The organism is Candidatus Planktophila sulfonica, from assembly GCF_002288065.1.
Taxonomy (GTDB): domain Bacteria; phylum Actinomycetota; class Actinomycetes; order Nanopelagicales; family Nanopelagicaceae; genus Planktophila; species Planktophila sulfonica.
In genome coordinates, this window is record NZ_CP016773.1 from 606,524 (window position 1) to 629,835 (window position 23,312).

The following is a 23,312-nucleotide window of genomic DNA, read 5'->3' on the forward strand; positions in this document are numbered from 1 at the left end:
TCTTCTCCTTATGCCGCTTTACGAACCACTGAAAGTCGGATGCGCCACGCTGCGATCCATACGAGTACTGAACCAAGTAAATGAAGGACTACAAGCCCTTCGGGAACACCGAGGAAATATTGAATGTAGCCAAGACCGCCTTGTGCAAATGCAAGAACGAGAAAAACTCTTAACCAACGCTTAGTCTCGAAGTTCAAACTTTTTGAAAGTAAGAAGACAATCGTGATGCCCATCAAAAGCCAGACAAAAGCGCTGTGAAAACGTGTGATGGTGGTGATTGCAAAATCTAACCGGGGTGCATCGACATCGCCAGCATGAGGACCGCTACCAGTAACCAAGGTTCCGATGCTGATTGCAATAAATGCGACGTTGATGTGCGCAAGTGATAGACGTGAAATTCGAACTTGAGAAGATGAAGTTCGTACATATGGATGATGACGTCGTGAGTGCAGAGATGTTGCGGCTGCGATGAGAAGAATGGAAAGAAGTAGATGTGAACCAACAGCTAACGGGTTGAGATCGGTTAAAACCGTGATCCCACCCAAAACGCCTTGACCGAGAATTCCAAGAACTTGTGTTGCTCCAAGGAATCTGAGATCGCGCCGTCCAGCTCGGAAAATTGCAATGACTGTTGCAAGAGCTGCAAAGAGCAGTGCGAAGGTCAGCAACCTATTTCCAAATTCAATCCATGCGTGCAACGCACCTTCAGCTTGTCCCGGAACCGGTGTGTACGAGCCTGGGGTGCATTCAGGCCAAGTGGGGCAGCCAAGTCCAGAACCAGTTACTCGAACGGCACCGCCAGTAATAACGAGCGCCGATTGAAGAAAGAGAAGTAATCCAGAGAGCGCAGGAAGGGCTCGGGTGGCTAACGATCTGGTTCGACTCACGCTCGTAGCCTATGACCCGTAGCCGTACGACGCGGACCTTTTGGATTGGCGAGGCTCAGCGAATTACGACACAATACTGTTGTGAAAATCGATGACCTCAGCACCCGCGAAGCTATCGCGCGTTCCGTCCTCGAAAATGGCCCCTCTACAGCGGTCGTTCTGGGGGAGCGCCTTGGGCTGACTCCCGCTGGTATCCGCAGACACCTCGACCTCTTGGTCGCTGACTCAATTCTCGAAGCCCGCGAACCGCATCAGGCGATAAGCCGTGGGCGCGGACGACCATCCAAGGTATTTGTGATGACCGATTCTGGCCGCGAAAAGTTTGAACATTCCTATGACGATCTCGCAGTTGCAGCCTTGAAATTTATGTCAGCACAATCTGGCGAACATTTAGTCAAAGCATTTGCGCAATCTCGCGCCGACGATATCGAACGTAAAGCAACGCTCGCTCTGGCAAAACGTGCCAATAAATCAGAAGCACTCGCAACTTTTCTTACTGAACAAGGTTACGCAACAAGCATTGAAAGCCGTCCTTTAGGCGAGCAGTTATGTCAGCACCACTGCCCAATTGCGCACGTTGCCGCAGAATTCCCGCAACTCTGTGAGGCAGAGACTGAAGCTTTCTCCCGTGTTCTTGGAACACACGTTCAACGTTTAGCAACTATCGCTCATGGCGATGGCGTTTGCACTACTTACATCCCCAACCTCACCAAGCAACCAAAGAAGATCAATTCAGGAAAACTAACCGCTGGAAAGGCGTCCTCATGACAACAGCACACCCAGAGCTCGATGGCCTCGGAAATTACGAATACGGTTGGTCAGATAATAATGAAGCCAGCTCTAACGCGAAGCGCGGTCTCAGCGAAGAAGTTGTTCGTGACATCTCAGCGAAGAAGAGCGAACCTCAGTGGATGCTCGACCTTCGCCTCAAGGGCTTAGATCTCTTCTATAAGAAGCCGATGCCATCATGGGGATCAGATCTTTCCGGAATTTTCTTCGACACCATCAAGTACTTCGTGCGCTCAACTGAGAAGCAGGCGACAACATGGGATGACTTGCCTGATGACATCAAGAACACATATGACCGTCTTGGAATTCCAGAAGCAGAAAAGCAGCGCCTTGTTTCAGGTGTAGCAGCTCAGTACGAATCAGAGGTTGTTTACCACTCAATCCGTGAAGATCTTGAGAAGCAAGGCGTTATCTTCCTTGATACAGATAGCGGTCTAAAGCAGCACCCAGAACTCTTCAAGGAGTACTTCGGTTCAGTTATTCCTGTTGGCGACAACAAGTTTGCAGCTCTCAACACATCTGTATGGTCTGGTGGATCATTTATCTATGTACCAAAGGGCGTACATGTAGATATTCCATTGCAGGCTTACTTCCGTATCAATACCGAAAATATGGGTCAGTTCGAACGTACTTTGATTATTGCGGATGAAGATTCATACATTCACTATGTAGAAGGTTGCACAGCTCCAATCTACAAGTCAGATTCACTTCACTCAGCAGTTGTTGAAATCATCGTCAAGAAGGGTGCACGTGTTCGTTACACAACCATCCAAAACTGGTCGAACAACGTTTATAACTTGGTAACAAAGCGCGCAACATGTGCAGAGGGCGCAACCATGGAATGGGTCGATGGAAATATCGGCTCGAAGGTCACCATGAAGTACCCAGCTGTCATGTTGATGGGTCCACATGCAAAGGGTGAAACTCTTTCACTCGCATTTGCAGGTCCTGGTCAGCACCAGGATTCAGGAGCGAAGATGGTTCACGCAGCTCCTTACACATCATCTTCAGTTATCTCTAAATCTGTAGCTCGCGGAGGCGGACGTACTTCATACCGCGGACTTGTTCAGGTACAAGAAGGCGCTCACCACTCTGCCAGCACAGTTAAGTGCGATGCACTTCTTGTCGACACAATCTCTCGTTCAGATACATACCCTTATGTTGATATCCGCGAAGATGATGTCTCTATGGGTCACGAAGCAACCGTTTCGAAGATCTCCGATGACCAACTCTTCTATCTCATGTCACGTGGACTCAATGAAGATGAAGCGATGGCGATGATCGTTCGTGGATTCATCGAACCAATCGCTCGCGAACTTCCAATGGAGTACGCACTCGAACTTAACCGCCTCATCGAACTTCAGATGGAAGGCGCAGTCGGATAATGTCTACATTGCAATCAAATCTTCTTGAAAACCATACGCCTACGGGCCGTGAAGAAGCGTGGCGCTTTACACCGCTCAAGCGTCTCGGTGGAATGCACGATGGAACAGCAACAGCTGTCGAACGTAATTCACTTGCGGTTAAAGGTTCACTTCCAACAGGTGCAACATTTACTCATCAAGATATCGATGCTGTTACCGAAAGCGATGATGCAATTGTTAACCGTATTCGCCAGTTCACAAGTAAAGGTGCAGTTCTTTCGATCGCTGCTAATGCAGAGATTGCAGAACCAGTCTTTCTCAATCGCGCAGCTTTCGGTACAGATTCAGCTGAACTCTCACGCGTACTGATCAAAGCTGGCAACCACTCGAAATCAGTAGTTGTTATTGAGAACTCGGGAGATATGCACCTCGCTGAAGACCTTGAAATCGTGGTCGAGCCAGGCGCTCATCTGACTCTCATCGCTCTACAAGAATGGGGATCAAAAACCATTCATGCAGCGCGACACCATGCAATCGTTGATCGCGATGCCACATTTAAGTCAATCGTTGTCACTGTTGGGGGAGATGTAGTTCGTCTACTTCCAACCGTTGACTTCATTGCACCAGGCGCGTCTTGCGATCTCTCAGGTGTTTACTTTGCAACAGCCGGACAATTCTTCGAACACCGCATGTTCGTTGATCACAAGGTTCCCAATGCAAAGTCACGCGTTAACTACAAGGGCGCACTTGCTGGCGATAAGGCACACACTGTCTGGATCGGCGATGTCTTTATCCGCGCCGCCGCTGAAGGCACAGATACCTATGAGCTCAACCGCAACTTGTTGCTCTCTGATGGAGCACGCGCGGATTCAGTACCTAACCTCGAAATCGAAACTGGTGAAATCGTTGGAGCAGGTCACGCCTCTACAACTGGTCGCTTCGATGATGAACAACTCTTCTACTTAATGTCACGCGGAATCAATATGGACGATGCGCGTCGTCTTGTTGTTCGTGGCTTCTTCAATGAGATTGTCTCTGAAATCGGTATCGAAGAAGTTCAGGAGCGCATCATGGCTCGCATCGATGATGAACTGGCAAAGGCAGGTAAGTAATGTCTGATTTAGCTTTCTCATCACTTCAAGCGGGCAAGCCTGTCCGTATCGAAAAGAATGGTGAATCCATCTGCGTCACTCGCGTGGGCGATGAAGTATTTGCTATCAACGATATCTGCAGCCATTCGGATGCATCCCTTTCAGAAGGCGATGTCACAGATTTCAAGATCGAATGTTGGCTCCATGGCGCTGAGTTCGATCTACGCACAGGAGAGGCGCTAACACCTCCTGCAGTAGCCCCAGTAAAGACCTATTCAGTAACTGTCGACGGAGACTCCGTCACGGTAGAGATGTAACGGAGATAGATATGAGCACTCTAGAAATTCGCGGATTGAAAGTATCTGTCGATACCGAACAAGGTTCGATTGAAATCCTTAAGGGCGTAGACCTCACCATCAAGTCTGGTGAAACACACGCAATCATGGGACCAAACGGTTCAGGAAAGTCAACACTTGCTTACTCAATCGCCGGGCATCCTAAGTACACAATTACAGGTGGAACAGTCACACTCGATGGCGCAGATGTTCTCGAGATGTCTGTTGATGAGCGCGCTAAGGCGGGCCTCTTCCTAGCGATGCAATACCCAGTGGAAGTTCCTGGCGTATCAGTTTCAAATTTCTTGCGTACAGCAGCTACAGCACTTCGCGGAGAAGCTCCAAAGCTTCGCGAGTGGGTAGGCGAAGTAAAGAGCGCAATGGAATCACTCAAGATGGATGCATCTTTTGCGCAACGTAACGTCAACGAAGGATTCTCTGGCGGCGAGAAGAAGCGCCACGAAATCATGCAGCTTGAGCTCCTCAAGCCAAAGTTTGCGATCCTTGATGAGACAGACTCAGGTCTCGATGTTGATGCGCTACGTATCGTCTCTGAAGGTGTTGTCCGCGCAAAGGCTGCCAACAACCACGGAATTCTCTTGATCACTCACTACACACGCATCTTGCGTTACATCAAGCCTGACTTCGTACATGTATTTGCTAACGGTCGCATTGTTGAAGAAGGCGGACCAGAGCTTGCAGATAAGCTCGAAGCTAATGGTTATGCGGAGTACGTCACCGCTTAACTATGACATTTGACGCTCACACTATCGCTAAGGATTTTCCGATTCTTGATCGGACAATCCGCGATGGCAAGCGCCTTGTTTATTTAGATTCTGGAGCAACGAGCCAGAAGCCAAATGTGGTGATTGATGCAGAATCTGATTTCTACAGACTTCACAACGCCGCTGTCCACCGTGGCGCCCATCAATTAGCTGAAGAAGCTACTGATGCCTATGAAGGTGCGCGCACCATCGTGGCCAACTTCCTCAACGCACATGTTGATGAAGTTGTCTTCACAAAGAGCGCTACTGAATCACTTAACTTAGTTTCCTATGCGATGGGTAATGCCGCTCCTGGTAATCGCTTCCACCTGAAGGCAGGGGATTCCATTGTCATCACCGAGATGGAACACCATGCCAACCTCATACCTTGGCAACAGCTTGCAGCGCGCACAGGTGCAACGCTTAAGTGGTTCTCGGTAACTGAAGAGGGTCGTCTAGATCTTTCTAATATTGATTCAGTGATTGACTCGTCCACCAAGGTTGTTGCACTCACTCATCAATCAAATGTTCTCGGAACCATTAACCCACTTGATGTAATCACGCGCCGTGCGCACGAAGTTGGCGCTGTTGTTGTGCTTGATGCCTGTCAGTCAGTTCCACATATGCCAGTCGATGTGAAGGCACTCGATATTGATTTCTTGGCATTCTCTGGGCATAAGGCAGTGGGGCCAACTGGAATTGGAATCTTCTGGGGGCGTTTAGAACTACTGGCAGATCTTCCACCGTTTCTTACTGGCGGTTCCATGATCGAAAACGTCACTATGGAATCTGCATCATGGGCTCAGGCTCCGAAGAAGTTTGAAGCAGGCGTTCCTAATATGGCGCAAGCCGTTGGATTGGGCGCTGCACTTAATTACTTAACGCAGATTGGCATGGATAACATCCATCGCCACGAAGTTGAACTCACTTCATATCTTCTCAATGGACTTTCAGAGATTAAAGATCTGCGAATCATTGGACCAAAGACAACAGAGTTACGTGGGGGAGCCATCTCATTCACTCTCGGAGATATTCACCCACATGATCTAGGACAGTATCTCGATAGCCAAGGAATTGCCGTTCGTACTGGTCACCACTGTGCGTGGCCGCTTACTCGCAAACTTGGCGTTCCTGCAACTACTCGTGCTTCCGTTTATTTGTACAACACAACCGATGACCTTGATGCGCTCGTTGAGGGCGTACAAGGCGCACAGAAATACTTTGGTCGCTAATGCAACTAGATAATCTCTATCAAGAGGTAATTCTTGATCACTATAAGAACCCACAGAACAAGAAGCTCAATCCGGTTTTCGATGCTCAGGTGCATCACATCAATCCAAGTTGTGGTGATGAAATCACTCTCAATGTGACGCTCGACGGCCAAACAGTGAAGAGCGTTTCATGGGATGGCGTCGGTTGCTCTATCTCTCAGGCAAGTGTTTCGATTTTGACCGATCTCTTGATCGGTAAAGACCTCACGCAGGCGCAAGTGATTGCTGATTCATTTATGCATTTGATGCAGAGCAAGGGCGCTGAAAAAGGAGATGAAAACCTTCTCGAAGATGCCGTAGCCCTGGCTGGTGTTTCTCAATACCCGGCACGAATTAAGTGTGCCCTCCTTGGTTGGATGGCCTTTAAAGATGCAAGCGTCCAAGCGCTAGCGAAGCAGAATTAACCAGCACCGTAAAAAGAAAGTAGGATGGCCACATGGTTGCAAAGATTGAAGATATCAACGAGGCGATGAAAGATGTTGTCGACCCAGAACTTGGTATCAACGTTGTTGACCTTGGTCTCATCTACGACATGATGGTCGACGATAACAACATTGCAGTACTCAATATGACCCTCACTTCGGCGGCTTGCCCACTTCAAGATGTCATTGAAGATCAAACTCGTCAGGCACTTGCTCCATTTACCGACGATGTAAAAATCAACTGGGTATGGATGCCACCCTGGGGCCCTGACAAGATTTCAGACGATGGTCGCGAACAACTTCGCGCTCTCGGCTTCACTGTCTGATCCGCATAAACTTTTCTTATGTCACAACATGCAGTCTGGATGACCTTTCGGTCGATGACTGCAGATCCTTCAGTGAAATCTCAAAAGCTAAAGCCAGGCACAATCAAAAGAATCATTTCCTATGGTCGTCCCTATAAATCTCAGATCACAATCTTTCTTATCACTGTTGTCATTGAGGCGCTCTTGGTTGTCTCATCACCTCTCTTACTGCGCGAACTGATTGATAAGGGCGTCATTCCAAAGGATGCAGGTTTAGTAACAAAGCTTGCTCTTGCTGTTGGACTTCTTGCAGTCGTTGATGCCTTCTTCAATATCTTCGGCCGGTGGTACTCAGCTCGAATTGGTGAAGGCCTCATTTACGATCTTCGTTCCCAAGTCTTTGCTCATATTCAACGGCAATCCATTGCATTCTTTACTCGCACCCAAACAGGCGCTCTCATTTCACGTATCAACTCTGATGTCATGGGCGCACAGCAAGCCTTCACCGGCACCCTCTCGGGCGTCGTTAGCAATGTGGTCTCACTCGTTCTTGTAGTGACGACGATGCTCATTCTTTCTTGGCAAATCACAATTGTTTCTCTCTTGCTCTTGCCTGCTTTCTTGCTGCCAACTAAATGGGTTGGAAAGCGAATTCAGGCTTTGACTCGTGATGCTTTCAATCTCAATGCGACTATGTCGAGCACAATGACAGAGCGATTTAACGTTTCTGGTGCGCTCCTGGTCAACCTTTATGGAAAACCTGTGAAGGAGGAGAACTTCTTCCGTACGCGCGCACGAAAAGTCGCTGACATCGGAATTCAGACTGCGATGCTCAACCGGGTCTTCTTTGTTGGAATCACCAGCGTTGCAGCAGTTGCCACCGCTTTTGCCTATGGCATTGGTGGCCACCTCGCCATTAGCGGATCAATTTCCGTCGGAACTTTGCTTGCTATTACTGCCCTGTTGGCTCGTCTCTATGGACCGCTTACTGCGCTCTCAAATGTTCGTATCGATGTCATGACAGCACTCGTCTCATTTGAACGAGTATTTGAAGTGCTCGATCTACATCCCATGATCACTGATAAACCAGGCGCAAAAGAACTTAAGGATAAGAACTTACAGATTGATTTCGAAGATGTTGTCTTCACTTATCCAAAAGCTGAAGAAATTTCATTGGCTTCTCTTGAATCCGCTGCTAAGCCAGAAACCATTGATAGTGGCGAAGTCCTTCAAGGAATTTCATTTACTGCCCCCGCAGGCACGCTGACAGCGATTGTTGGTCCGTCAGGTGCTGGTAAAACAACGATGAGCGCGCTTCTTCCACGTTTATATGATGTAACGCGTGGTGCGATAAAGATTGATGGTCAAGATATCCGTGACTTCACGGCCCAATCACTTCGAGATTCCATCGGCGTAGTAATGCAAGATGCGCACTTATTCCACGAGACGATCGCCGAGAACCTTCGCTACGCAAAAGAAGATGCGACTGAAGCTGAAATGATTGAAGCGTGTAAGGCTGCGCAAATCTGGGAACTAGTCTCATCCTTACCCAATGGATTCGACACCATGGTGGGCGAAAGAGGACATCGTCTTTCCGGGGGAGAGAAGCAACGTTTAGCGATTGCCCGACTTCTGCTTAAGGCTCCTGCGATAGTTATTCTCGATGAAGCAACGGCACACCTCGATTCTGAGAATGAATCGCTCGTACAAGCTGCTCTTAAGGAAGCGCTCAAAGGTCGCACATCAATCGTTATTGCACACAGACTTAGCACTGTGATGGAAGCAGATCAGATTCTCGTTCTTGAGAAAGGTCTGATTGTCGAACGGGGCAAGCACGAAGAGTTAATTACCACTAACGGCCTTTACTCAGAGCTCTTTAACCGACAGGACCTCACGGCGAATTAAGTAACGGCCATATACAACAAGGCCACCGAAGAAAACCCACTGCAGCGCATAGGCCATGTGTGGTCCATCAGAAAGTTCAGGTAGTTGCGCAGGCACTGCCGGAGTAAGTGAGCTTTGCGATCCTTCGAGTAAATCAATATAGAAGTTTTCAGATGTTGAATTAGATCGAGCATTGGCCATCGATATCAATCCATCGCTTTTGTCGGCAGGAAGTGCGAAGAAGGAGCCCCGGGGAAGTGAAGAGTCGAGACGCAAGCGGCCCACGATACTGATTTGGCCAGTTGGCAGTTCTGGAAGTGTTGGAGCAGTCAGTGCGTTGATGCCAGCTTTGACCCATCCGCAATCAACCCAGAAACTCTTTCCATCTTCCGAAGTAAATCGCGTCAGTAATTCAAAGCCATAGACGCCTTCGAAATATCTATTGCGAAGCAAGATTTGTTTGCTGATATCGAATTGCCCCGTAACTGATACCGGCTTCCACTCGTGTTTGACTGGTTCAGATTGGACGAGGGCAAGAGCAACGGGCGCTAACGACGAGTTGGTTTCGATAATTGAGTTTCGTGCGTGTCGATCAAGACCTCTATGGAATTGCCACTGTGCGGCCCATAAGCAAGCTGCGATTAAAAGTAGAGCGACAAGCGATTTGAGAAGCGAGAACTTCTCTTTCTTCTGAGACTTATTCAATTCCTCGCGGCCTCTTCTTCAAGATGGCAGCTCCTGGAAGTACGGTTTCACGTCCGGCATTTGCAACAACAACTGCAATATATGGAAGCACTACAGCTCCAAGAAGAGCGATCCATCGATATGGGCTTGGAAGAACGACGGTGAGAATGAAACAAGCCGTACGCAACATCATTGAAAAGAAGTAACGGCGTTGTCTCGCAGACTGGTCAGTAGTTAAGCCTTTAGGCGCACTTGTGATGTCGTAAACGTCATCTTCTTTAGCCATAGCGCAACAGTAGGGTAGTTTTCTCTCATGAGCGACTCGACATCAATCGCACTAGTAACCGGCGGAAATCGCGGTATCGGTTTAGCAATCGCTACCGCCCTCAAGGCTGCAGGTCACCGAGTTGTCATCACATACCGAAGCGGAACTCCACCCACTGGATTCGATGCAGTTCAGATGGATGTTACGGATTCAGCCAGTGTTGATGCCGGCTTTGCAAAGATTGAAGCCGAGATTGGTCAACCAGAAATCATCGTGGCTAATGCGGGAATAACTAAAGACACTCTTGTAATGCGAATGAGCGATGAAGATTTCGAAAGCGTCATTAACGCAAATCTCACTGGTGCATTCCGCGTTTCAAAGCGAGCGACCAAAGGGCTACTGAAATTAAAACGCGGTCGTCTTATTTTTATCGGCTCAGTAGTCGGGGGAGTAGGCGCTGCCGGACAAGTAAATTACTCGGCTTCGAAATCTGGTCTCGTTGGAATGGCGAGATCATTTGCGCGCGAACTCGGAAGTCGCGGAATCACTGCAAACGTTATCGCTCCAGGGTTTGTTGAAACTGATATGACAGCCGAGCTCGATGAAAAGCGCCGCTCAGATATCGCGGCGCAAGTTCCGGTGGGTCGTTTCTGCTCAGCTGAAGAGATTGCAGATGTTGTTGCATTTATTGCATCGCCACAAGCAAGTTATATAACGGGTGCCATCATTCCTGTCGATGGCGGATTAGGAATGGGTCACTAAATATGGGCATACTCCAAGGAAAAAATATCCTCGTTACCGGTGTTCTCACCGATGGATCTATCGCTTTCCATATCGCCAAGATTGCCCAAGAAGAAGGCGCCAACGTTGTGCTTACTGGCTTCGGTCGCGCACTCAGTCTTACGACTCGCATCGCGGGCCGCCTGCCACAACCTGCGCCAATCATCGAACTCGATGTCACGAGCCAAGAACACCTCGATGGTTTGGCAGATGAAGTGCGCAAGCATGTTCCTCATCTCGATGGTGTAGTGCACTCGATTGGTTTTGCTCCCGAAGCAGCACTTGGGGGCAACTTCCTCAACACTGCTTGGGAAGATGTCGCAACTGCAGTTCATATCTCTGCCTACTCGCTCAAATCTCTGACAATGGCATGTCGTCCAACATTTAAGGATGGCGCATCTGTTGTGGGCCTCGATTTCGACGCTCAGGTTGCATGGCCCAAGTACGACTGGATGGGTGTTGCTAAGGCAGCGCTTGAATCAACTTCACGCTACTTAGCTCGTGATCTCGGTGCTGAAAATGTTCGCATCAATCTCGTTGCCGCAGGCCCAATCCGCACCATGGCTGCAAAGTCGATTCCGGGCTTCGATGAATTTGAAAAGGTCTGGAACGATCGCAGTCCACTTGAATGGGATGTCACAGATCCAGTTCCTGCAGCTAAAGCTGCTGTTGCCTTGTTGAGTGATTGGTTCCCAAAGACCACAGCCGAGATCATCCATGTCGATGGCGGGCTTCACGGCATGGGTGCCTAGTTACGCTCGGATTTTTCATTCCCAGCCCCCTCAGGTAACCTTTACCCCAGACCAGTAGCCCAGCTACTGCAAGAGGAGCTCACCGCTCCCACCTCTTCTGCTTAGGCGGATTGGTTCGTCGGTAAGTAATTCGGTCCTTGCGGGCCAATTGCTTCCTATGTGCGGTGCGCAATTTCATGCAGCGACTTGGATACTCAAGAACAAACATAGGAGCAGAAATCACAACAGAACCGCGCATCAATGACCGTATCCGCACACCCCAAATTCGTCTCATCAATTACACCGGTGAACAAGTTGGAGTTGTAGATATCGAAGCAGCGCTAGCTATGGCAGATGAAATCGGACTCGATCTCGTAGAGATCGCACCCGAAGCTAATCCACCAGTGTGCAAGATCATGGACTTCGGCAAGTACAAGTACCAGGAAGCACAGAAGGCTCGCGAAGCACGTCAGAACCAGACCCACATCGTGGTGAAGGAAGTGCGCATGACGCCAAAGATCGAAAATCACGACTACGAGACAAAGCGCTCAGCAGTCGAGAAGTTCCTCAAGGGTGGCGACAAGGTGAAGATCACGATGAAGTTCCGTGGCCGTGAACAAACACGTCCAGAGCTTGGATTCAAACTCTTGCAGCGTCTTGCAGAAGATGTGAAAGAGATTGCATTCGTGGAGTTCGCTCCTAAGCAAGAAGGTCGTCAGATGACGATGGTTCTAGGACCAACGAAGAAGAAGACCGAAGCGGTAGCTGAACAGAAAGCAGCGCGAGCTGCCAAGGAAAAGGCTGCTGAAGAAGCAGCTGCACAGTAGTTTTTAACAACGACGAAGTAACAGGAGAAGATAAATGCCAAAGATGAAAACCCACAGTGGTGCGAAGAAGACCTTCCGCGTCACAGGTTCAGGAAAGATCATGCACGAGCGTGCAGGCAAGCGCCACCTTTTGGAGCACAAGTCATCACGCGTTACTCGTCGTTTGAGCCAAGAGTCATCAGCAAAAGCAACAGTCACAATGACAGCCAAGCGCATGCTTGGTTTGAAGTAAGGGAGTCGACCAATGAGAGTAAAGCGCGGAGTACACGCAGCAAAGAAGCGTCGCACAACCCTCGAGCGCGCAGCCGGATATCGCGGTCAGCGTTCACGTCTTTTCACAAAGGCGAAGGAGCAAGTAACGCACTCAATGGTTTATGCCTTCAATGACCGCAAGGACAAGAAGGGCGATTTCCGTCAGCTATGGATTCAGCGTATTAACGCTGCAGCTCGCGAAAACGGAATGACATACAACCGCTTCATCCAGGGCCTTAAGGCATCTGGTCTTGAAGTAGATCGTCGCGTTCTTTCGGATATCGCAACAAACGATCCAGCAGCATTTAAGGTTCTCGTGGATGTTGCACGTAAGAACCTTCCTGCAGCTTAAGTAATTCATACCAATGATTGAGAGCCTTCATTCGCCGCACGTTGGGCGAGTGAAGGCTCTTATTGGTTCTAAAGGCGCAAAAGAACGTCGCGAACAAGGACTCTTCGTTGCCGAAGGTGTGCAATGCGCACGAGAAGCATTGACCTCAAGTAACGGTCCGCAGCTCAAGATTCTCTATGCAACTGAAAATGGTCTCTCGAAAATTTCTGAGTTAGATTTTGGCTCCGTTGAAATCGTTGAAGTAAGCGATGCGGTCATGAAGGCGATGTCTGACACCGTCTCACCACAGGGTCTTATCTCACTCTGCTACAAGCCAGAATCTACTTTCTCTGAACTCGGTGCGACCGGAAGATCGACTTTTATTTATCTCCATGAAATTCAAGATCCAGGAAATGCTGGAACCATTCTTCGTACTGCAGATGCGATGGGCATTTCGGCCATCATCACTTCCCCTGATTCAGTCGATATGTTTTCGCCAAAGGTGGTGCGTTCAACTGCTGGTTCTTTATGGCACATCCCGGTCTATGAAGGCGTTGCATTCGACCGTGTCGAAAAGCAATTCCCAGGGATTAAAAAGTTTCTACTCTCTTCACATGCCCGCACTTCAATTCTTGATCTCACAATTCCAGGAGATTGCATCGCAATCTTCGGAAATGAAGCAAGGGGAGTAAGCGCTGCAGATCTTGGCGTAGAGGTAACTGAAGTGACTATTCCTATGGCAGGACGTGCTGAAAGCCTCAACTTATCTGCAGCCGCTTCCATCGTAATGTTCACCCTTTCTTCAAAGGTCGCAGGTTAGAATTACCCCCATGAATCCGGCAGATATTGCATCGTGGATAAGCGATGCCCAGAAGGCTTTTGCTGCCGCGCCTGATCTCGACGCTCTCAAAGTTGCCCGCCTTGCACATACAGGCGACAAAGCCCCGGTCTCTCTGGCTAGTCGTGCACTCGGCTCATTGTCACCTGAGGAAAAAGCATCCGCTGGAAAGCTCATAGGAGATGCGAAGGCTGAAATCGCAAAGGCGCTTGCATCAGCAACGGAAAAGCTTGAAGCAGAGCGCGATGCCAAGGTTATTCTTGAAGAAGTCGTAGACATTACATTGCCAGTTCAACGCACGCATCGCGGGGGACTCCATCCCATTTCCATCATTAAGAATGAGGTTTCAGATTTCTTTATTGAACAAGGATTCTCAGTAGAAGAAGGTCCTGAACTTGAATCGGGTTGGCTCAACTTCGATGCTCTCAATATTCCAGCAGATCACCCAGCTCGAACCATGCAAGATACATTCTTCATCGAGCCCATTGATTCGGGTGTAGTTCTACGTACTCAAACTTCGCCGGTGCAGATTCGATCAATGCTTACTCAGGAACCACCGATTTATATGATCTGCCCTGGTCGCACATTCCGTGCCGACGAACTCGATGCAACTCATAGCCCCGTCTTTCATCAGGTTGAAGGTCTAGTCATCGATAAGGGCATCACAATGGCGCACCTCAAAGGGACTCTCGATAACTTTGCTCAGCACATGTTTGGTCCTGATGTCGTAACTCGACTTCGTCCATCTTTCTTCCCATTCACCGAGCCAAGCGCCGAAGTAGATATCTTCTTCAACGGCCGTTGGATCGAATGGGGCGGATGTGGAATGGTTAATCCAAAGGTTCTTGCAACCTGCGGCATCGATACAGAGGTTTACACCGGCTTTGCTTTCGGAATGGGCCTTGAGCGCACTCTCATGGTTCGTCACGGAATCACAGATATGCACGACATTGTCGAAGGCGACCTCCGCTTCACACGCCAGTTTGGAGTCGGACTCTAAATGCGCGCACCGTTATCTTGGATTAAAGAGTTTGTTGAAATTCCAGCATCAATCACCGCTGAGGAAATTTCCGATGCGCTCATTCGAGTGGGTTTTGAAGTCGAAGAGATCATCAAGCAAGGTTCTGATCTCACAGGTCCTCTCGTATTTGCAAAGGTTCTCAGCATTGAAGAACTCACTGAGTTTAAGAAGCCAGTTCGCTACGTCGGCCTCGACTGCGGTGAAAAGGAGACCCGTTACGTCATCTGTGGCGCTACCAACTTCGTAGTTGGTGATCTCATTGTCGCGGCCCTCCCGGGTGCCGTACTTCCTGGTGATTTTGCTATCGGTGCGCGCGAGACATACGGCAAAACTTCAAACGGGATGATCTGCTCAGCTCGCGAACTTGGCTTAGGCGATGATCACTCAGGAATCATGACTTTCGCAGAAGGCACAGTAAAGATTGGCGATGATGCCATTGCTGGTCTGATGATTAACGATGTCATCTTCGACGTTGCAGTTAACCCTGATCGTGGTTACGCACTGAGCATTCGCGGAATTGCTCGCGAAGTAGCTGGTTCATTGGGTCTGAAATTTACCGACCCTGTTGATGCACTTCGCACTCTTACCTTCCCAGAAACAGGAAAGGGAGTCAGCGCGAAGATTGCAGATACCTCAACTGCCTCCGTCTTCTATTTGCGAACACTGTCGAATTTCGATCCATCGGCAACAACGCCTCTCTGGATGCGTCGCCGCATCGAGAAGATGGGGATGCGTTCAATCTCGCTCGTTGTAGATGTGACCAACTACGTCATGCTCGAACTCGGTCAACCGCTTCACGCTTTCGATAAGTCAAAGATTCAGGGCGGTCTTACGATTAAGCGCGCAGGTAAGGCGCAACCATTTACCACTCTTGATGGCCAAGTGCGTCAACTAGATCCTGATGATCTTATGGTCTGTGATGATGCGCAACCACTTGCTCTCGCTGGAACAATGGGTGGAGCGTCATCTGAAATTTCTGAAACAACGACAGATATTGCGCTAGAAGCTGTTCGTTTCGATCCAGTATGCGTCGCTAAGAACTCACGCCGTCATAAGTTGTCATCTGAAGCTTCGCGTCGTCTCGAACGAAGCGTTGATCCATCACTTGCTCAATTCGCATCAGCTCGCTTTGTTCAATTGCTTACCGAGAATAGCTCCGCACAGCACGTTGCAACCGTGGTTGATGGTGAGCCTCGCTTCGCACCTGTTGTGAAAGTGGACCCTGCCTTTATTTCGCGCATTCTCGGCGTAGAAGTAACACCAGCGCAGATTGCAGAGATCCTTCGCACACTTGGCTGCGACGTTGATGAAAAGACTTTTGAAGTTGACCCACCATCATGGCGTTCAGATCTTCTGACATCTGCAGACTTCGCTGAAGAAGTTGCGCGCATGATCGGTTACGACAAGATTCCATCAATTCTTCCACCGCGCCCTAAGCACGCATCTTTGACTTCGACACAGAAGCGACGTCGCGCAGTTGCGCAGATGCTGGCAAGTCGAGGTTTGGCTGAGGTGCAAACTTTCCCTTTCACCAACCAAGAGACAATCGATTCGATGGGCTTCGTTGGCGAACGCGCTTCCACTTATCGCATCGCTAATCCAATGTCTGAAGAGTTCCCGTTGATGCGTGTGCACCTCGTTCCTGGACTCATTGAAGTAGCTCAGCGCAACATCAGCCGTGGCGCAAAAGACTTTGCAATCTTCGAAATGGGTTCAATTTTCCGTAGCTCACAGAAGCTAGTGCCATTCATTTCACCCGACTTGTCTAAGCGCCCAGACCAGAAGGTTATCGACGAGATTTTTGCCAGCGTTCCACCTCAGGCTTATCACGTTGCCGGTTTGCTAGTTGGAAAGGTAGAGAATGAAGATTGGCAAGGCAAGGCTCGTGCCTACAACTGGCAGGATGCGATTGCTTATGCCCAAGACATTCTCCAACTCTGCAATCTCGAGTGGACAGTAAAGCGATCTGATTTCGCACCATGGCACCCAGGTCGTTGCGCCGAACTTATTGTCGACGGAAAAGCCGTGGCTCACGCCGGTGAACTCCACCCACGTATCGTTGCTAAGTACGGTCTGCCTGAACGATCAGTCGCATTCGCAGTTGGATTAAGCGCGCTTCCAGATTCAGAACTCATTCGCCCAACAACGGTTGGCACTATGCCGGCTGCTCTTCAGGATGTAGCTCTGATCGTGAACGCTGATGTCACTGCATCTGAGGTCGAAGCGGCGCTACGCGATGGAGCAGGCGAACTTCTCGAATCCATCACTCTCTTTGATCGTTACGACAAGCTAGGGGACGGCAAGATTTCTTTGGCTTTCTCACTTGTCTTCCGCGCACCTGATCGAACACTGACTGGCGCAGAGGTAACCGAGATGCGTGAATCCGCAGTGGCTGCGGCAGTAAAGGCGACTGGGGCCGTTCTGCGTACTGCATAAATATGCATGCAATTGCATAATTATGCTATAGTTGCCCCATGAAAATCGGTGTTGTAGGGGCTAGTGGCTACGCAGGAGGCGAACTTCTTCGTCTTTTAGCTTTCCATCCTCATTTTGAAGTAACTGCCATTACGGCTCACTCCAACGCGGGGGAGTTGATCACATCGGTGCACCCACAGTTGCAGAGTTATGTGGGCAAGAAGTTCAGCGCATTTGCTCCGAACGATTTTGCTTCATGCGATCTCATCTTCTTGGCTCTTCCGCATGGCGAATCTGCCAAGGTGATTGCGCAACTTCCGACAACTTCAAAGATCGTAGATCTCGGTGCTGATTACAGATTAGAGAGTGCCGATCAGTGGAGTAAGTATTACGGTGGCGGTTATGCAGGCTCTTGGACATATGGCTTAGCCGACATCGAACCATTTAAGTCTCAGATCTCGCAATCAACTAAAGTTGCAAATCCTGGTTGCTACGCAACATCCATTGCGTTGGGCGCGGCACCAGCGGCTTCTATCGCAGATCTTTCAGATCTTGTTGTCGTTGCAGCCTCAGGCACAACTGGTGCAGGAAGAAGTGCGAAAATTAGTCTCATTGCAAGTGAAGTGGCTGGGTCGCTCACCTCTTACAAGTTCGGGGGAGTACATCAACACACGCCTGAGATTGAGCAAACGCTCACCAAGATTTCTGGAACACAAGCAAAAATCTCCTTCACCCCAATCCTTGCGCCAATGCCGCGCGGAATCCTTTCAACAATCACTGCTAAGTTAGCTAAGAAAGTGACAACCGAAGAGGCTCATAGTCTCTATGTGAAGTACTTCGCTGACTCGCAATTCGTTACCGTTCTACCAATCGGAGTTATGCCAAAGACTGCAGCTCTTACCGGATCAAATTATGTTCAGATTCAAGTTGCAGTCGACGATCACACATCACGTCTAGTTATTTCAGTGGCCATCGATAACCTCGGAAAAGGAGCTGCAGCACAAGCAATTCAGAATGCGAACCTTATGTGTGGTCTCGATGAGGCAGCAGGGCTGCGTTTCGATGGTCTAGGCGTATGAAGTCGCTACCTAAAGGATTTAGAGGTGCTGCAATCGCTGCAGGACTTAAATCTTCGGGCACACTTGACCTCACAATTATTGAAAATTTAGGACCACATTTCGATGCAGCCGCCGTCTACACAACTAATAAAGTCGTTGCGGCACCCGTTATTTGGTCACGTGAAGTAACTAAGGGCAAGCTCGTACGCGCTGCTGTTCTCAACTCAGGCGGAGCCAATGCGTGCACAGGTCCTCAAGGATTTGCAGATACTCATAAGACTGCGGAAAAAGTCGGCGAATTGCTGGGAGTTTCTGCTGGCGAGGTAGTTGTCTGTTCCACGGGTCTTATCGGAGAACTTCTACCAATGCCAAAGATTCTCTCAGGACTTGAATCGATTGCCACAAATCTCAAACCAGATTCACTTGATGATGTATCTCGAGCAATCATGACCACAGATAGCGTCCCAAAGGTTGCGACAACTTCAGTGAATGGCGTTGAGTTTGCTGGAATTGCAAAAGGTGCCGGAATGTTGGCGCCTGCATTGGCAACAATGCTTTCAGTTGTAATGACAGATGCGCTATTACCTAACAATGCGCAAGAAATTTTCACCCGGGTAACTGACCGTACTTACAACCGCATCGATTCAGATGGCTGTACCTCAACAAATGACACAGTGCTTCTCATGGGTAGCGGAGCCTCAGGAGTATCACTTTCAGAGAGCGAGTTTGAGAACGCTTTGATGGATATCTGTGGCTCTCTTTCATCTCAACTTATTGCCGACGCTGAAGGATCGACAAAGACTGTAGCAATCACCATCAAGGGCGCTGTAACTGAAAGTGAAGCTGTAGAAGTTGCGCGTGCTTGTGCAAGAAACAATCTCCTGAAGTGCGCAATCTTCGGAGCGGATCCAAACTGGGGTCGCGTGCTTGCCGCTGTCGGGACTGCAGATGCTCAAATGGACGCGCTGAACATTGATGTGATTCTGAATGGCATTCATGTGGCTAAGGAATCAGCGCCAAACGAGGATAAGAATTTGGTCTCATTTGCAGAACGCCTGGTAAACCTTGAAGTAAATCTCAATATGGGTAGCGCTACGGCCACAGTAATGACCAACGACCTATCGCATGATTATGTTCACGAGAATTCGGCATATTCAACATGATCGTCATCAAATTCGGTGGTCACGCAATGACTGATGAGCATGGAGGTTTTGCTAAGGCTATAGCTGAAGCAATTTCATCTGGCGTTACTCCTGTCATAGTTCATGGCGGGGGTCCTCAAATTGGTGAGGCGCTCAAATCGGCGGGAATTGAATCTTCTTTTGTCGGCGGTTTTAGAGTCACGACTTCAGAGACATTTGCTGTCGTTGAACGAGTCTTGGTAGGCGAAGTTGGACCGTCTGTGGCGCAATCGCTTAAGGAACATAGCGTCAATGCTGTTGCTATTTCTGGCAGAACATCAGGAACTTTGGTTGCCACGGCTCTGACGACACTCGTCGATGGAACACCGGCGGACCTCGGTTTAGTCGGTGTTGTTACTTCAGTAAACCCAAAGGAAATCAAAGAGCTTGTATCTACTGGCAGCGTTCCTGTCATCTCGCCGATTGCCACGAGCGAAGATGGCACTCATGGATTTAACGTCAATGCAGATTTAGCTGCTGCAGCGATAGCAGGAGCACTTGATGCCCAGTGGTTGATCATCATGACTGATGTCGAAGGTATCTACAGGAATTGGCCGGATAAGAGTTCACTAATTGAATCAATCTCTGCAGAAGAACTTGATTCGATTAAGGGAAGTTTTGCTGAAGGAATGGCGCCAAAGGTTCAGGCCTGCCTTGCAGCAATTGAAGCAGGCGCGAAAGCAGTAAGGATTATCGATGGAACAAATCCATCGGCTCTCAAGGATGCCCTCTTAGGTGTGGGCGGAACGTTGGTGGTTGCATGAAGCGTTGGCAGAAGGCACTTCAAGATAATTACGGAACTCCGACAATCGAACTTGTCTCTGGCAAGGGATCAGTCGTAAAGGATGCCAATGGCAATACTTATCTTGATTTCTTGGCAGGAATTGCGACCAATGTATTGGGACATGCACATCCTGCAATCGTTAAATCAGTAACCAAGCAGATTTCTACGTTGGGACACGTCAGTAATTTCTACGCTCATCCCAATGTTCTAGAACTTGCTGAAAAACTTCAGAAGTTAACCGGCGATAAAGGCGCACGCGTCTTCTTCTGTAATTCAGGAGCTGAAGCTAATGAAGCCGCCTTAAAACTCTCTCGCAAGACAGGTAAGTACAAGGTGGTTGCAACTCAAGAGGCATTCCATGGTCGCACCATGGGTGCGCTTTCACTTACTGGGCAACCTTCAAAGCGAAACCCTTTCAAGCCTCTCATCAAGGGCATCAAGCATGTTCCATTCGGTGACTCTGCTGTGATGAAGCGCGTCATCACAAAGAAGACTGCAATGGTCATTGTTGAACCGATTATGGGTGAGGCGGGTGTCATCGTTCCGCCGAGCGATTATCTTAAGAATTTACGCCAATACTGTGACGATAATGGTGCGCTCTTAGTTTTCGATTGCGTCCAAACAGGTATGGGTCGCACCGGAGATTGGTTCGGTTATGAATATTCAGGCATCAAACCTGATGTGATCACTTTGGCTAAAGGACTTGGTGGGGGACTGCCGCTTGGCGCAATGATTGCACTTGGTTCAGCTTCAAAACTTTTTGTGGCCGGCGATCACGGCTCTACTTTTGGAGGCAACCCGGTTGCAACTGCAGCAGCGCTTTCGGTGATCTCCGCTATCGAGAAAGAGAAGATTCTTTCTCATGTTGATGAAGTTGGCGAGTACCTACTGACCGAGCTCGCTCTTATTCCAGGTGTAACTGAAGTACGAGGAGCAGGACTACTCATCGGATTAACGCTCAATGCACCGGTTGCAAAAGCGTTAACGAAAAAGTGTCAGGATCTTGGCGCGCTTATCAATGCACCAGGAGATTCAACTATTCGCATCGCACCTGCTCTCAATGTCTCAATGAAACAGGCCCAGAAATTTGTCGTGATTTTCAGCCAAGCCATGAAAGAGGTATCCCATGTCTAGCGTGACCGCTCGTAGAGCAAAGGCGATTTCACTCATCAAGGCAGGCCTCATTCATTCGCAATCCGATTTGGTGAAGCAGTTAAAGAAGGCTGGCTTTGCGGTCACTCAAGCAACGGCAAGTCGAGACCTTGAAGAGATTGGCGCGGTCCGCGGACGTTCTTCATCCGGAGAATCTGTCTACAAGATTTCAAATAGTGACGACGAATCAATCTCGCGCACTATGCCCGTTCCTTCTGATTTGATCATCTCTGTTGAGGCGAGCGGAAATCTGGCGGTAGTTCGCACCCCACCTGGGGGAGCGCAGCTGCTTGCGAGTTCACTCGATCATTCTGGAATTTCCGAGATTATTGGCACGATTGCAGGCGACGACACGGTTCTCGTTGTATCGAGAAAAGCGACGGGTGGAGCCCAACTCGCGAAAGAATTGCTCGCTTACGGTGGAATCAAAAGAAGTGGAAGAGGTAGCAAATAATGGCGCTCTGGGGCGGACGTTTTTCTGAAACACCAGCTGATGCTGTCTTCGCACTCTCTCGCAGCGTCCACTTTGATTGGCGACTAGCGCCTTATGACCTACGTTCTTCACTTGCTCACTTAGCCGTTCTTCAGTCGAGCGGCCTGCTCGAAGATTCCGTGGCTGAACCTATTCGCGGAGCTTTGAACGAACTCATCTCTGAAGTTGCTGCTGGAAGATTCGTCGCAAACGAGACTGATGAAGATGTACATAGCGCTCTTGAACGTGGATTAACTGAGAAGTTGGGCGCCATTGGAGGCTCTCTTCGTGCTGGTCGTTCACGTAATGACCAAGTAGCAACCGACCTTCGCCTTTACGCCATCGATCACATGATCGAAGTTGCTCAACAGATTCTGGCGCTACAAAGCGCACTTATTGCAAAGGCATCTGAATATGGAGATGCACCAGCACCAGGATTTACTCACTTGCAGCATGCTCAGCCAGTTCTCTTCGGACATGAAATCGCAAAGCATGTACAAGGATTTTCTCGCGATCTCGATCGCATCCACGATTGGCTAGATCGCGCACTAGTAAGCCCGTTGGGCTCAGGTGCACTGGCTGGATCATCACTTCCGCTCTCACCTGAGGTAACTGCCAAGAACCTTGGCTTCACATCAAGTGCGGCAAATTCAATTGATGGCGTATCTGACCGCGACTTTGTTGCTGAAGCGCTCTTCACTCTTTCAATGGTTGGAATTCATCTTTCTCGAATCGGCGAAGAATGGTGCATCTGGGCCACAACTGAATTTGGTTGGGCGAAAGTTGCAGATGCCTATTCAACCGGCTCATCAATCATGCCTCAGAAGAAGAATCCGGATATGGCAGAACTTGCTCGCGGAAAAGCGGGACGTTTAGTTGGAAACCTCACTGGAGTTCTGACGATGCTGAAAGGTTTGCCTTTCGCATACAACCGCGATCTCCAAGAAGATAAAGAACCTCTCTTTGATTCCATCGATACCGTGCTTCTAGTTCTTCCTGCAGTTACAGGAATGGTTGCTACAACAGATTTCGATCGCGAGAAGATGGCACTTGCTGCTCCTCTCGGATTCTCACTTGCAACAGAGATTGCTGATTATTTGGTTCAAGCAAAGGTTCCTTTCGCTCATGCCCACGAAGCAGCCGGTAAGTGCGTTGCGATGTGCGAAGCATCAGGGCGCCAACTCCACCAATTAACTGACGAAGAGTTTGCATCGATTCATCCATCGCTCAAGGGCGATGTGCGTGATGTATTAACGGTCCATGGCGCCCTTGAATCGCGCACGACTGTGGGCGGAACTTCACCTTCATCCTTTAAGCAGCAGATCAAAGAGTCGACAGCAATTACTGCTGCCTACTCGAAAGAATTCACCGACAAGGCAAAGGCTTTCTCAGAGATGATGGGTGCGTGA

Annotated in this window: 26 protein-coding genes; 23 read left to right on the forward strand and 3 right to left on the reverse strand. The window is 49.2% G+C overall.

The window, feature by feature from the left end:
* Positions 1-8: 8 nt before the first annotated feature.
* Positions 9-887 carry a COX15/CtaA family protein gene (locus tag A1sIA56_RS03010; protein ID WP_095673479.1) on the reverse strand — a complete coding sequence of 293 codons (879 nt, stop codon included), beginning with the start codon at positions 885-887 and terminating at the stop codon, positions 9-11.
* Positions 888-932: 45 nt separating this feature from the next.
* On the opposite strand from A1sIA56_RS03010, the gene A1sIA56_RS03015 reads away from it, so the two are divergent.
* From A1sIA56_RS03015 to A1sIA56_RS03055, 9 genes are read left to right on the forward strand one after another with little or no spacing between them, the layout of a single operon-like run.
* Complete coding sequence (locus tag A1sIA56_RS03015; protein ID WP_095673480.1) at positions 933-1,655, forward strand: helix-turn-helix transcriptional regulator; 723 nt, start codon at positions 933-935, stop codon at positions 1,653-1,655.
* Complete coding sequence (sufB, locus tag A1sIA56_RS03020) at positions 1,652-3,061, forward strand: Fe-S cluster assembly protein SufB (protein ID WP_095673481.1); 1,410 nt, start codon at positions 1,652-1,654, stop codon at positions 3,059-3,061. The genes A1sIA56_RS03015 and sufB overlap by 4 nt, the downstream gene beginning before the upstream one ends.
* The gene (gene sufD, locus A1sIA56_RS03025) at positions 3,061-4,152 is read left to right on the forward strand and encodes a Fe-S cluster assembly protein SufD (RefSeq protein WP_095673482.1); all 1,092 of its coding nucleotides are present in this window, start codon (positions 3,061-3,063) and stop codon (positions 4,150-4,152) included. Before sufB ends, sufD begins: the two co-directional genes overlap by 1 nt.
* Positions 4,152-4,448 (forward strand): non-heme iron oxygenase ferredoxin subunit, encoded by a 297-nt coding sequence (locus A1sIA56_RS03030; RefSeq protein WP_095673483.1) that lies wholly within the window; start codon positions 4,152-4,154, stop codon positions 4,446-4,448. Before sufD ends, A1sIA56_RS03030 begins: the two co-directional genes overlap by 1 nt.
* A gap of 11 nt (positions 4,449-4,459) precedes the next feature.
* Complete coding sequence (sufC, locus tag A1sIA56_RS03035) at positions 4,460-5,212, forward strand: Fe-S cluster assembly ATPase SufC (RefSeq protein WP_095673484.1); 753 nt, start codon at positions 4,460-4,462, stop codon at positions 5,210-5,212.
* A 2-nt stretch (positions 5,213-5,214) separates the two neighbouring features.
* The gene (locus tag A1sIA56_RS03040; protein WP_095673485.1) at positions 5,215-6,462 is read left to right on the forward strand and encodes a cysteine desulfurase; all 1,248 of its coding nucleotides are present in this window, start codon (positions 5,215-5,217) and stop codon (positions 6,460-6,462) included.
* Entirely contained in the window at positions 6,462-6,905 is a 444-nt protein-coding gene (gene sufU / locus A1sIA56_RS03045) for a Fe-S cluster assembly sulfur transfer protein SufU (protein WP_095673486.1), read from the forward strand. The genes A1sIA56_RS03040 and sufU overlap by 1 nt, the downstream gene beginning before the upstream one ends.
* Before the next feature lie 32 nt (positions 6,906-6,937).
* Entirely contained in the window at positions 6,938-7,249 is a 312-nt protein-coding gene (locus A1sIA56_RS03050; protein ID WP_095531491.1) for a metal-sulfur cluster assembly factor, read from the forward strand.
* An 18-nt stretch (positions 7,250-7,267) separates the two neighbouring features.
* Entirely contained in the window at positions 7,268-9,133 is a 1,866-nt protein-coding gene (locus tag A1sIA56_RS03055) for an ABC transporter ATP-binding protein (protein WP_095673487.1), read from the forward strand.
* Here the strand turns inward: A1sIA56_RS03055 and A1sIA56_RS03060 are convergent.
* On the reverse strand, positions 9,095-9,817 hold the full coding sequence (locus A1sIA56_RS03060; protein WP_095673488.1) for an SURF1 family protein: 723 nt from the start codon (positions 9,815-9,817) through the stop codon (positions 9,095-9,097). The genes A1sIA56_RS03055 and A1sIA56_RS03060 overlap by 39 nt on opposite strands.
* Positions 9,810-10,082, reverse strand: a complete 273-nt coding sequence (locus A1sIA56_RS03065) for a DUF3099 domain-containing protein (RefSeq protein ID WP_095673489.1) — start codon at positions 10,080-10,082, stop codon at positions 9,810-9,812. The genes A1sIA56_RS03060 and A1sIA56_RS03065 overlap by 8 nt, the downstream gene beginning before the upstream one ends.
* Before the next feature lie 27 nt (positions 10,083-10,109).
* Between A1sIA56_RS03065 and fabG the strand changes: the two genes are divergently transcribed.
* The 14 genes from fabG (at position 10,110) to argH (ending at position 23,312) form a co-directional block, all read left to right on the forward strand.
* Complete coding sequence (gene fabG / locus A1sIA56_RS03070; RefSeq protein WP_095673490.1) at positions 10,110-10,823, forward strand: 3-oxoacyl-ACP reductase FabG; 714 nt, start codon at positions 10,110-10,112, stop codon at positions 10,821-10,823.
* 2 nt (positions 10,824-10,825) lie between these two features.
* Positions 10,826-11,593, forward strand: a complete 768-nt coding sequence (fabI, locus tag A1sIA56_RS03075) for an enoyl-ACP reductase FabI (RefSeq protein ID WP_095673491.1) — start codon at positions 10,826-10,828, stop codon at positions 11,591-11,593.
* 176 nt (positions 11,594-11,769) lie between these two features.
* Positions 11,770-12,399 (forward strand): translation initiation factor IF-3, encoded by a 630-nt coding sequence (gene infC / locus A1sIA56_RS03080; protein WP_095673492.1) that lies wholly within the window; start codon positions 11,770-11,772, stop codon positions 12,397-12,399.
* A 34-nt stretch (positions 12,400-12,433) separates the two neighbouring features.
* On the forward strand, positions 12,434-12,631 hold the full coding sequence (gene rpmI, locus A1sIA56_RS03085) for a 50S ribosomal protein L35 (RefSeq protein WP_095531484.1): 198 nt from the start codon (positions 12,434-12,436) through the stop codon (positions 12,629-12,631).
* Between the two features lie 12 nt (positions 12,632-12,643).
* Entirely contained in the window at positions 12,644-13,003 is a 360-nt protein-coding gene (gene rplT / locus A1sIA56_RS03090) for a 50S ribosomal protein L20 (protein ID WP_017955365.1), read from the forward strand.
* Between the two features lie 13 nt (positions 13,004-13,016).
* Positions 13,017-13,802: a TrmH family RNA methyltransferase gene (locus tag A1sIA56_RS03095; protein WP_095673493.1), complete on the forward strand. Its 786-nt coding sequence runs from the start codon at positions 13,017-13,019 to the stop codon at positions 13,800-13,802.
* 10 nt (positions 13,803-13,812) lie between these two features.
* Positions 13,813-14,820 (forward strand): phenylalanine--tRNA ligase subunit alpha, encoded by a 1,008-nt coding sequence (gene pheS / locus A1sIA56_RS03100; protein WP_095673494.1) that lies wholly within the window; start codon positions 13,813-13,815, stop codon positions 14,818-14,820.
* Positions 14,821-17,277, forward strand: coding sequence for a phenylalanine--tRNA ligase subunit beta (pheT, locus tag A1sIA56_RS03105; protein WP_095673495.1), 2,457 nt, complete (start codon positions 14,821-14,823; stop codon positions 17,275-17,277).
* A gap of 38 nt (positions 17,278-17,315) precedes the next feature.
* A complete protein-coding gene (gene argC, locus A1sIA56_RS03110) occupies positions 17,316-18,335 on the forward strand; it encodes an N-acetyl-gamma-glutamyl-phosphate reductase (RefSeq protein ID WP_095673496.1) in 1,020 nt (339 codons plus the stop codon).
* A complete protein-coding gene (argJ, locus tag A1sIA56_RS03115; RefSeq protein ID WP_095673497.1) occupies positions 18,332-19,477 on the forward strand; it encodes a bifunctional glutamate N-acetyltransferase/amino-acid acetyltransferase ArgJ in 1,146 nt (381 codons plus the stop codon). The genes argC and argJ overlap by 4 nt, the downstream gene beginning before the upstream one ends.
* On the forward strand, positions 19,474-20,259 hold the full coding sequence (gene argB, locus A1sIA56_RS03120) for an acetylglutamate kinase (RefSeq protein WP_095673498.1): 786 nt from the start codon (positions 19,474-19,476) through the stop codon (positions 20,257-20,259). Before argJ ends, argB begins: the two co-directional genes overlap by 4 nt.
* Positions 20,256-21,413, forward strand: coding sequence for an acetylornithine transaminase (locus A1sIA56_RS03125; RefSeq protein WP_095673499.1), 1,158 nt, complete (start codon positions 20,256-20,258; stop codon positions 21,411-21,413). The genes argB and A1sIA56_RS03125 overlap by 4 nt, the downstream gene beginning before the upstream one ends.
* Complete coding sequence (gene argR / locus A1sIA56_RS03130) at positions 21,406-21,885, forward strand: arginine repressor (RefSeq protein ID WP_095673500.1); 480 nt, start codon at positions 21,406-21,408, stop codon at positions 21,883-21,885. The genes A1sIA56_RS03125 and argR overlap by 8 nt, the downstream gene beginning before the upstream one ends.
* Entirely contained in the window at positions 21,885-23,312 is a 1,428-nt protein-coding gene (argH, locus tag A1sIA56_RS03135; protein ID WP_095673501.1) for an argininosuccinate lyase, read from the forward strand. The genes argR and argH overlap by 1 nt, the downstream gene beginning before the upstream one ends.

Coding starts and splice junctions, on each gene's coding strand:
- argH (WP_095673501.1), top strand. CDS start 21,885: ATGGCGCTCTGGGGCGGACGTTTTTCTGAAACACCAGCTGATGCTGTC.
- A1sIA56_RS03055 (WP_095673487.1), top strand. CDS start 7,268: ATGTCACAACATGCAGTCTGGATGACCTTTCGGTCGATGACTGCAGAT.
- fabI (WP_095673491.1), top strand. CDS start 10,826: ATGGGCATACTCCAAGGAAAAAATATCCTCGTTACCGGTGTTCTCACC.
- sufC (WP_095673484.1), top strand. CDS start 4,460: ATGAGCACTCTAGAAATTCGCGGATTGAAAGTATCTGTCGATACCGAA.
- argR (WP_095673500.1), top strand. CDS start 21,406: ATGTCTAGCGTGACCGCTCGTAGAGCAAAGGCGATTTCACTCATCAAG.
- rpmI (WP_095531484.1), top strand. CDS start 12,434: ATGCCAAAGATGAAAACCCACAGTGGTGCGAAGAAGACCTTCCGCGTC.
- argB (WP_095673498.1), top strand. CDS start 19,474: ATGATCGTCATCAAATTCGGTGGTCACGCAATGACTGATGAGCATGGA.
- sufU (WP_095673486.1), top strand. CDS start 6,462: ATGCAACTAGATAATCTCTATCAAGAGGTAATTCTTGATCACTATAAG.
- A1sIA56_RS03065 (WP_095673489.1), bottom strand. CDS start 10,082: ATGGCTAAAGAAGATGACGTTTACGACATCACAAGTGCGCCTAAAGGC.
- sufB (WP_095673481.1), top strand. CDS start 1,652: ATGACAACAGCACACCCAGAGCTCGATGGCCTCGGAAATTACGAATAC.
- A1sIA56_RS03050 (WP_095531491.1), top strand. CDS start 6,938: ATGGTTGCAAAGATTGAAGATATCAACGAGGCGATGAAAGATGTTGTC.
- pheS (WP_095673494.1), top strand. CDS start 13,813: ATGAATCCGGCAGATATTGCATCGTGGATAAGCGATGCCCAGAAGGCT.
- A1sIA56_RS03125 (WP_095673499.1), top strand. CDS start 20,256: ATGAAGCGTTGGCAGAAGGCACTTCAAGATAATTACGGAACTCCGACA.
- A1sIA56_RS03030 (WP_095673483.1), top strand. CDS start 4,152: ATGTCTGATTTAGCTTTCTCATCACTTCAAGCGGGCAAGCCTGTCCGT.
- infC (WP_095673492.1), top strand. CDS start 11,770: ATGCAGCGACTTGGATACTCAAGAACAAACATAGGAGCAGAAATCACA.
- argJ (WP_095673497.1), top strand. CDS start 18,332: ATGAAGTCGCTACCTAAAGGATTTAGAGGTGCTGCAATCGCTGCAGGA.
- sufD (WP_095673482.1), top strand. CDS start 3,061: ATGTCTACATTGCAATCAAATCTTCTTGAAAACCATACGCCTACGGGC.
- argC (WP_095673496.1), top strand. CDS start 17,316: ATGAAAATCGGTGTTGTAGGGGCTAGTGGCTACGCAGGAGGCGAACTT.
- fabG (WP_095673490.1), top strand. CDS start 10,110: ATGAGCGACTCGACATCAATCGCACTAGTAACCGGCGGAAATCGCGGT.
- rplT (WP_017955365.1), top strand. CDS start 12,644: ATGAGAGTAAAGCGCGGAGTACACGCAGCAAAGAAGCGTCGCACAACC.
- A1sIA56_RS03040 (WP_095673485.1), top strand. CDS start 5,215: ATGACATTTGACGCTCACACTATCGCTAAGGATTTTCCGATTCTTGAT.
- pheT (WP_095673495.1), top strand. CDS start 14,821: ATGCGCGCACCGTTATCTTGGATTAAAGAGTTTGTTGAAATTCCAGCA.
- A1sIA56_RS03095 (WP_095673493.1), top strand. CDS start 13,017: ATGATTGAGAGCCTTCATTCGCCGCACGTTGGGCGAGTGAAGGCTCTT.